We start from the raw sequence: 5843 nt of genomic DNA on the forward strand, positions 1-5843 counted from the left end.
TTATAAAGTATTTCTGATTCTCCTTCTCGTAACTTCCCCAAAAACCAATCTATATTTTCCTGCTTAAATATACCTTTTTTAGAAGCATAGAAACCAGAACAAAAAATCCTAGACTTGAGATATTCTTGAGGAAACAATTCTTCTAACCTAGGAGATGAAATATCATATACATGACCAGGGTCTTTATACTGAAAATCATACACTACCCAGTCACTTTGATTAAGTCGATCAAAAACCCCATCTACAGGTCCCATGAGTAAAGCATCTGCATCTATATATAGAAAGCGATCAAAAGGACCATCAAAAGCACAGAACGGACGATGATGCCCAAATCTATAGTAGGGAGTAAATCCCTTCTCTAACCTCCGTTGGTGAGCGTTGGGGTGAGCATCCCAGACATCACGAAAAAATTTATCCCACTTCTCTATTGATTGCAAATCGTTGTAGATTTGGACGTTAGGTCGTGTAGAAATCTCAGCAGTAATTCTTTCTATGTTGTTGTTATAAGGATAAATACAAACTGGTATTTCATTGCTGTGATTAACTTCTATACTATTTAGTAGAGCTACAAGTTGATCAAAGACATTATCATTGGCAAGGGTGCATATTCCATCCATAAATAAATCTTAAATTTCTAGTTAGGAAAATTTCGTGACAAATTTCAGATAACCAATTGAGTAGATTAAGTTTGCAAAGGTCAAAGATATATCTAGTCCCAGAAATTGCATTTTTAGCCTCATGCCAACCATCAGGAGTAGAAGTAACTTTTATGTATGACATTCCTTTTTCATCCATAGTTGGTAGGCTCAAAAAACTAGCAGGGGGCAATATTATCTGTTGCTGGACTATCATAATAAATTGGCAAATACTAACATAGTAGAGTATCCTATAATTTATTACTGATATGCAGATTATTATCACCATAACTTTCTATTGAAAGGTTGTAATAATAAGGTCTTATATGCGTCACTTATTTTGAACTTATCATAAAGTTTTATGCCGAGTTAGTAAGTTACGGTGATACAAATCAAACTCAAACCCACTTTCCTGCACAGATTTCAGAAACAGCTATAAGTTGATAATATTTAATAGTTTAACATAACTTCTGCAAGAAGCAACAATACATTATGATGATTAGAAATGTCAAAAAGTGGCTCAAATCTAAAATCCCCTTCACCAAGGATTTAACTAAAAAACTAACTGCTAAAAAATGGCCAAAAAAGTCAATTGTATATTATCTAGAAAAGCGTTTTTTGGTACTAGAATCAGATATTAAAACTAAGGGTGCTAGTGGTTCAGATAGTGCAGTATTCTTTTTGACTAGAGAATGGGTAAAGCAAGGCTATGATGTTACTGTTTTCACTAATTGTGGAGGTCAAGAGGGTGTTTATGGAGGAGTTAAGTATGTTAACCATGAAAAAATTAACTGGTACGATACTTTTGATACTTTCATTATGTGGCGACATCCTAAAATGTTACCTTCCTATGTTAAAGCCAAAAGAATCTGGTTTGATTGGCACGATGTAATTACATTTGATCTTGTATATTTAGCTCCGTATAATAAAATTTTTGTCAAAAGTTATTATCAGCGTAACCTATTACCAGAACTACCCGATAATAAGTTTGCAATAATTAATAACGGTGCAGATTCTGCTGTTTTAGAGCTTACTAAGAACCAAAAACAACCCTATAAATTAGTATACGCTTCCAGGTACTATCGAGGTTTAGAATTTATGCTGACCTGGGGGTGGCATATTATTAAAAGAGAAATTCCAGAGGCGGAACTTAATATTTACTATGGATGGACTAAGCGTGATAATAGTGAAAAATTAATTCCTTGGAAGCAGAAAATGACGGAATTAATGCAACAGCAAGGAGTAATAGAACATGGCAGTATCGGACACAACCAATTAATGTATGAAAAGTCTACTTCAGTGATTCATTATTATGGGTGTTCCTATGGAGAAATAGATTGTATTTCATTGCGAGAGTCAGCAATGGTAGGGTGCGTTCCTGTGACTACTAATTATGCCGCGATTAAGGAAAAAGATTATTGTATAAAAGTAGATGGTGATCCCGAGACAAAAGAAACTCAAGAGGCTTTAGCTTATAGAATTGTAGAGCTTTTAAACAATCCTCAAGAGTTAGAAACTATCAGGGAAGAAATTCAAGAAAAAGTCAAAAATGAAACTTGGGAACAGGTAGCACCATTATGGTTAAAAAACATTGATTCAGTATGATTAGATATCTCCATAAATTATATAATGCTTTTGTCTAACCATTCTGTGAAACCTTATATGCAATATGCTGGGATTAGCTATGGTTATTAAAGTAACTATGACAATATTTTTAATCCTAAATCTGTTGAAAATCTCTTCTTTTTTGCCTCTTGTCTTTTGCCTGGTTCTGTAATAAATTTTATCCTTTTTCGGAGATATTTATTGAAATAAAATCAGATTATATAATGAAATGAAATGTGAGATAATTATTCTGTCTGGCAGTTTTAATAAGGAGGTATAATTAATGTTATCTAACACCTGTTCACTCTCAATTCTAGTAGCAAGAACAGACATACCTTTTATGATGCATACGATTCCTCATCTAGTTAGAATGAGTAATTTTAATTTTATTCAAAAAGTGTTGTGTATGGATACAGCACCTCTATCTGGAGATAAAGTTATGCGTCCTGGTGTTGGTACTCTAAGTGAACTCAGAGATTGCTGTAACAAACTGATAAGTGAAGGTATTGTAGATAAAGTTGTGGATATTAACTATGACAAAACTTATCAACAACAAATGTACCAAAAACATTTTGGTAGTCCGATTAAACCCACCCATAACTATAGAGGTTATCCGATCTTAGGGTCAATTTTTCACATAGAATCTGTACCAGGAGATTATATGTTGCATTATGACAGTGATATGCTTCTACATCAAGAACCAGATTATAGTTGGATAGATGAAGGTATCAAGTTAATGGAGCAACATCCGGAGATAATGGCAATTAGACCATTGACAGGGCCACCAACTGAGGATGGTATTATGTACCAAAAAAATCAGTCCCTAAAACCAGAAGCAGGGGGGTTCTATAAATTTCAATTTTTCAGCAGTAGGGTATATCTGATTAACCATAAACGCTTTGACAAGTTACTGCCATTGCCCATTTTGTGGCGTTCTTACAAAAACAAGTTTCTTAATCAAATGCCACTAAGTCTAAAAACCCTCTTAAACTACTATACTGGCAAAGGCAAGCTGGATTCTTGGGAGGTTATGGTATCTATGCAGTTAGAGAAAACTGACTATGTACGAGCAACTATGAGTTCCCCCAAGGCGTGGACAATTCATCCTAAAGATCGAAGTCCAGAATTTATCGGAGCTTTGCCAAATATTATCGAAAAAATAGAGCAAGGATGGTATCCACCTGAGCAAGCTGGACACTATGATTTTATTTCAAAATATTGGCTTTGAGCGAACAAAGTTAACGGAAAAATTGAGTTTTTGTCCTATCTTTCTCAGGGAGCTTTATGTTATGTAACTTAAACCATCATAGAAATTTAGCTCCCCTTCAAACTCTATAGTCAAAAATTTGCTATTTTAAAGATATTTTGGCAAAACTTCATAATAATTAGTTGAGTTGGTAATCAATTTGGGGTAAAACAAATATTAAATGTTGGAGCAACCATGAAATTGATAATTCCTATCGAGTTTTATCGTAAAGGTGGAGTTGAAAGAGTAATTTGTGGAACCATTGAAGAGCTAATTGAACAAGTAGAAGAAATAATATTAATTTTGCCAAAAAAGGAGATTGCTTATTTTCAAGAAAAGTTACCGAAGTCTCCAATAATCAAATATGAATCATTTACATTACCTCCTAAATCTTTACAGTCTCGAATACTTTCTGTAATTAATAAGTTTTCGTCTTTATCAGGTAATGTTAAAGCAAAAAAAATCCAAAGATTTTTTAAGAGTATCCGCCGTAAATATAAGAAGAAGTTGAGTATTAGATATTTAGCTAATCGTTATCAAGCTACTCATTGTTTGTACTTTTTAACTAATCAATTAACTCCACCCGGTCTTGATATTCCTTTAGCAATGGTAAGCCATGATGTATTCTGGAGATTTGCACCTCTAAGTTATCCAGAATCTTATGTTAGAAAATACGATTTAAGTTTATTGGAATGGCTGAGGAAGGTTGATATTGTTTTTACTGTTTCTGAAAAAACTCGCAAAGATATTATCTCGGTTTTTCCGGAGTTTACTAGCAAGATTACACCTATACCTAACTCTGGTTTTCCTACTAAGTCAAATACTTCACAGAAGTTGTTGACCATAGCAGAAAATTCCCATGAATCTAATGAAGGATTACCAATATTTTATTTGCCTTCTTCTTTTGGTATTTACAAAGACCACTTAACTCTGTTAAAAGCAGGTATTAAGCTTGCTCAAAAAAATCTGAAGTTTAAAATAGTTTTGATTGGTAAAGAAACTGATAACTTGATTTCTGGAAATATTAGTTTATCTCAGCAAGCTAATAGTCAAGAGTATATTGATTATTTGAATCAATGTCAGGAAATATCTCTGAATAATCAGAATATAATGCAGGAATATTTTGAGGGGTTAGGATATTGTTCCGATGAAGAGGTAGAAAAATGGTATCGGAAATCTTCCTGTGTAGTTTTTCCTTCTAAATATGAAGGTTTTGGTTTGGCTTTATCTGAGGCAGTTGTTCGAGGTTTGCCTGCTATTGTGTCAGATTTAGAAGTTTTTCAGGAGCAAGTAGAACTTTATAAATGTGAGGATATGGTAGATTTTTTCTCTGTGGGTGATGTGGATGCTTTAGCAGATTGTATGGAGAAATTTATTCTACATCCTAAGAGTAAGTTGTCTGCTGAAGAAGTAGATAAACGTTTTTCTCATTGGACTTGGAGAGAGACTGCTAAAGAGTATGTTCGTCTATTAGAAAATTTGTGAAAAGTTGGCAGTAAGTTGAATTTTAAACAGCAACAAGGTTGAGTGATGAATCTCAACTATAAATTTCAGTGGTATTTGACCACCTGAGTCAGAAGTTCTAGTCAAAATTTAACTCAGACGTTTGGGTTCAACCTATCCCACTAATAAGATTTTTGCTAAAAACCCTAAATGTTTTGAGAGTTAAAAACCAAAAATTCAGTTTTTTAAACACATTTTACTTAAAGAAATAAGTTTGTTAAAAATAGTGGGATAGGTTCTTTGGGTTGAAGCAATAGTCTGCTCAGGAGGCGATCGCTCAGAGTTTTATCTAAAATCTGATAACTAAGACGTTATAGTTAAGTCTAAATATATAGTCTGCTCAGGAGGCGATCGCTCAGAGTTTTATCTAAAATCTGATAACTAAGACGTTGCAGTTAAGTCAAAGTAAATCATCAGTCAAAGGATGTTCTATCCAGACCTGTATCTAAAATCTGATAACTAAGACGTTGCAGTTAAGTCAAAGTAAATCATCAGTCAAAGGATGTTCTATCCAGACCTGTATCTAAAATCTCATAACTAAGACGTTATAGTTAAGTCCAAATATATAGTTAGTGATAGAGGCCTACGCTCAGAGTTTTATCTAAAATCTGATAACTAAGACGTTGCAGTTAAGTCAAAGTAAATCATCAGTCAAAGGAAGTTCTATCCAGACCTATATCTAAAATCTCATAACTAAGACGTTGCAGTTAAGTCAAAGTAAATCATTAGTCAAAGGAAGTTCTATCCAGACCTATATCTAAAATCTCATAACTAAGACGTTATAGTTAAGTCCAAATATATAGTTAGTGATAGAGGCCTACGCTCAGAGTTTTATCTAAAATCTCATAACTAAG

5 protein-coding genes are annotated in these 5843 nt (G+C 33.5%); 3 read left to right on the top strand and 2 right to left on the bottom strand.

Annotated features, from left to right (window positions below; translation table 11 throughout):
- Both F6K13_RS15115 and F6K13_RS15120 read right to left on the bottom strand, forming a co-directional pair.
- A partial coding sequence (locus F6K13_RS15115) for an Npun_R2821/Npun_R2822 family protein (RefSeq protein ID WP_353735666.1) occupies nucleotides 1-617 on the bottom strand: 617 nt, incomplete at its 3' end.
- Nucleotides 589-852 carry a hypothetical protein gene (locus F6K13_RS15120; RefSeq protein ID WP_124144475.1) on the bottom strand — a complete coding sequence of 88 codons (264 nt, stop codon included), beginning with the start codon at nucleotides 850-852 and terminating at the stop codon, nucleotides 589-591. The genes F6K13_RS15120 and F6K13_RS15115, both read right to left, overlap by 29 nt.
- Before the next feature lie 275 nt (nucleotides 853-1127).
- Between F6K13_RS15120 and F6K13_RS15125 the strand changes: the two genes are divergently transcribed.
- The 3 genes from F6K13_RS15125 to F6K13_RS15135 all read left to right on the top strand — a co-directional run bounded on the left by F6K13_RS15125 (nucleotide 1128) and on the right by F6K13_RS15135 (nucleotide 4971).
- On the top strand, nucleotides 1128-2240 hold the full coding sequence (locus F6K13_RS15125; protein ID WP_205127332.1) for a glycosyltransferase family 1 protein: 1113 nt from the start codon (nucleotides 1128-1130) through the stop codon (nucleotides 2238-2240).
- A 370-nt stretch (nucleotides 2241-2610) separates the two neighbouring features.
- Nucleotides 2611-3468, top strand: coding sequence for a hypothetical protein (locus F6K13_RS15130; RefSeq protein ID WP_287287770.1), 858 nt, complete (start codon nucleotides 2611-2613; stop codon nucleotides 3466-3468).
- Between the two features lie 213 nt (nucleotides 3469-3681).
- The gene (locus F6K13_RS15135) at nucleotides 3682-4971 is read left to right on the top strand and encodes a glycosyltransferase (protein WP_124144477.1); all 1290 of its coding nucleotides are present in this window, start codon (nucleotides 3682-3684) and stop codon (nucleotides 4969-4971) included.
- The last annotated feature ends 872 nt before the right edge of the window (nucleotides 4972-5843 follow it).

It is taken from the genome of Okeania sp. SIO2B9, assembly GCF_010672505.1.
GTDB classification, from domain to species: Bacteria; Cyanobacteriota; Cyanobacteriia; order Cyanobacteriales; family Microcoleaceae; genus Okeania; species Okeania hirsuta.

Bases quoted from the DNA above. Each gene is read 5' to 3' on its own strand.
- F6K13_RS15130 (WP_287287770.1), top strand. From the start codon at position 2,611: ATGAGTAATTTTAATTTTATTCAAAAAGTGTTGTGTATGGATACAGCA.
- F6K13_RS15120 (WP_124144475.1), bottom strand. From the start codon at position 852: ATGATAGTCCAGCAACAGATAATATTGCCCCCTGCTAGTTTTTTGAGC.
- F6K13_RS15135 (WP_124144477.1), top strand. From the start codon at position 3,682: ATGAAATTGATAATTCCTATCGAGTTTTATCGTAAAGGTGGAGTTGAA.
- F6K13_RS15125 (WP_205127332.1), top strand. From the start codon at position 1,128: ATGATGATTAGAAATGTCAAAAAGTGGCTCAAATCTAAAATCCCCTTC.